Annotated in this window: 4 protein-coding genes; 1 reads left to right on the top strand and 3 read right to left on the bottom strand. The window is 48.9% G+C overall.

Annotated elements, in window-relative coordinates; genetic code table 11:
* Positions 1-88: 88 nt before the first annotated feature.
* Complete coding sequence (locus JK176_RS14860; protein ID WP_211588402.1) at positions 89-241, bottom strand: hypothetical protein; 153 nt, start codon at positions 239-241, stop codon at positions 89-91.
* Positions 241-810 (bottom strand): hypothetical protein, encoded by a 570-nt coding sequence (locus JK176_RS14855; protein ID WP_211588401.1) that lies wholly within the window; start codon positions 808-810, stop codon positions 241-243. The genes JK176_RS14860 and JK176_RS14855 overlap by 1 nt, the downstream gene beginning before the upstream one ends.
* A gap of 215 nt (positions 811-1,025) precedes the next feature.
* Here JK176_RS14855 and JK176_RS14850 point away from each other — a divergent pair, with 215 nt between their 5' ends.
* Positions 1,026-1,571 carry a hypothetical protein gene (locus JK176_RS14850; RefSeq protein ID WP_211588400.1) on the top strand — a complete coding sequence of 182 codons (546 nt, stop codon included), beginning with the start codon at positions 1,026-1,028 and terminating at the stop codon, positions 1,569-1,571.
* Positions 1,572-1,596: 25 nt separating this feature from the next.
* On the opposite strand, the gene mobV is transcribed toward JK176_RS14850, so the two are convergent.
* On the bottom strand, positions 1,597-2,586 hold the full coding sequence (mobV, locus tag JK176_RS14845) for a MobV family relaxase (RefSeq protein WP_249194546.1): 990 nt from the start codon (positions 2,584-2,586) through the stop codon (positions 1,597-1,599).
* Positions 2,587-2,680 lie beyond the last annotated feature (94 nt).

Below are 2,680 nucleotides of genomic sequence, written 5' to 3'. Positions count from 1 at the left end.
TCTTTAAAAGGTGGACTTACTACACAATTTGCAAGCAAATTGTCGTAAGCGGGGCGGGGAACTTACCCCATCCCTCGACCCTCCCCCATCAATTACCGGGGGTGATCTTGGCCTTTTCGATCACGGCCAAGGCGTGAGCCAAAGCCACCAGATCACCATCGGCCAGCGCCATTTTCAGCAGCTCTTTTTGCACCAATGGGTCACGAGCTGCTTTCACGCTATCGAATGGGACAAGCCGCATTACGCCTTGCCGCCTTGCACGACTTCCAGCTTGGCGCCCGGCTTTGGGATTAGGGCTAACTCCTCTTGTGTGGCACGACTGCCGACCTCTGCCACATGTCGGTTCATGTAGTAGCGGACGAGACCCGGACCACGCATACCGGCCACTTTTTCACGTTCAGAAAAAATCGCTCCGAACGTCACCAGTTCGTTCATGATGGCCGTGACTTCATTGACCCTGATTCCAACCTTTTCAGAGATTTCTTCACGGGTCAGCATGATCTGTCCGGTATGCGGGAACAGATGGTCGAACAGGAGCGTCCAAACATCTACGGCCTTCATTGGGCGCTTACTGTTTTTCATTAGCCACAGAGTGACAGCACGGTTCTGGGCTGGACGGATCATGACGAACGGCTCCGTTGTTCCGGGAGAAGGGGTGGTAAGGCGTTGAACGGTGACCATGACCCGGCCGAGGGCATCGTGATCAAAATCGGGGTTGTCAAAGAATGGCAGCAGAGCTTGGCGGACTTGCTCGGCCTGATCTTCACGAAGCCGGTCTTTGCGGGTCTTGAGACGGGTCACATTCCGCATGTGGGAAACCTCTGTATGAGTGCCGAATAGGTCGCACACTGTGCGACTTTATAGTCGCACAGTGTGCGACCTATTGGCAAGACGTTTTTGGCGGTTTTCCAACGAGAAACAATCATTAGCGAGTTCATAGATAGAATAAAGATATTTATTCCCCCCTATGGTCCCCCCCTTAAATCAGTGGAAAACTGATTTTTTAACGCCAAAAAGAGAAAAAAATGGAAGATTGGATTACTACAACAATTAGCGGATTATCATTAGGAATTAGTGGCATAAGTTTAGCTGTATCTAAATTGTCGGCAAGTATAACAAAATCACAAAAAAATATTGCAGCAAATCAATACAAGATATCTTTGTTTGATCTTAGAAAAAATATATATCTAGACATGTGTAAAAATATTTCATTAGAGGATTTATCAAAAAGAAACTTAGATAGATTAAACCTATTACTTAATTTAGAGCCTTTAATTCAAACGAATTTGTTCGCATTTCCCATAAATGACGAATGGAATGTAGGGGAGCAATTACTAGGTGTTATCAAATATCTAAGAATAAAAATTTATGAAGATAAAGAAGTAGAAGAAATGATAACTAAAATGCAAAATGATGATAGTTTAGTCTTTGATGATTTTGCATATTCCGAAAAATCATCAAAGAGTTTAAAAGAATATATATGTAAAACTGACTTGGCATCTGAGTTGGTAATTAGATTTATGAAATATATTCAATCAAAATTGCAGGTTAATGACGATCCGGAAAAATAAATGCTCATGAATAAGGAGTATATACTCAGCGACTGTGCCCCCTATTCCGAGAATCTCGGTTGGAACGTGCTGTTTGCCTAGCTCTTTCCCGTTGAGCCTCAACCGCCTGATCTTGGAGTTTTTGACGAAGCTGCTGGGCCAGTTTTACGCAACCCTCGATAACCTTCTCTCGGTATTGGGTCGGAATATCCCTCAGAGCCTTCACAAGAGGCTCCAGACGGCTCTGAAGCTGTTTCAGGCTCTCTCTGTCCTCCTTGGCCCGTTTGGTCGCTGTACGGGCAACTGTGGCGCTCTGGACGGCAGGTTCATAATGCTGCTGAATGGTCTGACTGATGCGTTTTGCCACCTGCTCAGGGTCTTCCACGACACGGGTGAAAATCCCCTTCTTGATTACCTGCGGTTCTAGGTCGGCTGGGGTGAGGCTTTTGTGCTCTGGTGCATCCCGTTCCAGTGCCCCGTAGTAGGTCTTCAGCTTGGTATGGGTGGCCTTGCTTCCCTCGATGCCGCGTTCCAGTCCGACAGGGCGCCCCACAACTCGCGCAAAGTCGGTCTGCATCTCGTTCAGGGCCTTGGCACCCCCGAGAAACCGGCGGCAATTCAGGCGGCCTGTATCGGGGTCTTTTGGCACCACGTAGGCCGACAGGTGCGGAGTTTTTTCGTCCCGGTGAATGATGGCAGCGATCACGTTGTCCTTGCCGTGCCGCTCCTGAATCCAGCGCAACGCCTCGTTCAAATACGCCTCCTGGTCAGCGTTCCGGTTCTCGAACGCGCCCGGTGAGGACGTGACCAGGTATTCGATGCACTGGACGGCGTTCTTACGGATTTTCTCAGGGAGCGCCTTCTCGAACGCGGCCATGCCCTGTTTGACGTTCTGTGGTCCGATCAGGTCATTGTCTGGCGTTCTCGTGGCGTCAGCGTTTGGCGTATCCTGCTCTCGGTAGGCGTGCTTCATGGACGCCCTGACGGACTTGGGCGATTTGAGTTTCTGAACCCGAAGAATGGCGAATTTTGACATGGTGTTTCAGCCCCCTTTCTTTAAAAGGTGGACTTACTACACAATTTGCAAGCAAATTGTCGTAAGCGGGGCGGGGAACTTACCCCATCCCTCG

Source organism: Gluconobacter sp. Dm-73, from assembly GCF_018256215.1.
Taxonomy (GTDB): Bacteria; Pseudomonadota; Alphaproteobacteria; order Acetobacterales; family Acetobacteraceae; genus Gluconobacter; species Gluconobacter cadivus.
This window is presented reverse-complemented; position numbering and strand designations above follow the sequence as displayed.

Bases quoted from the DNA above. Each gene is read 5' to 3' on its own strand.
- JK176_RS14850 (WP_211588400.1), top strand. From the start codon at position 1,026: ATGGAAGATTGGATTACTACAACAATTAGCGGATTATCATTAGGAATT.
- JK176_RS14860 (WP_211588402.1), bottom strand. From the start codon at position 241: ATGCGGCTTGTCCCATTCGATAGCGTGAAAGCAGCTCGTGACCCATTG.
- mobV (WP_249194546.1), bottom strand. From the start codon at position 2,586: ATGTCAAAATTCGCCATTCTTCGGGTTCAGAAACTCAAATCGCCCAAG.
- JK176_RS14855 (WP_211588401.1), bottom strand. From the start codon at position 810: ATGCGGAATGTGACCCGTCTCAAGACCCGCAAAGACCGGCTTCGTGAA.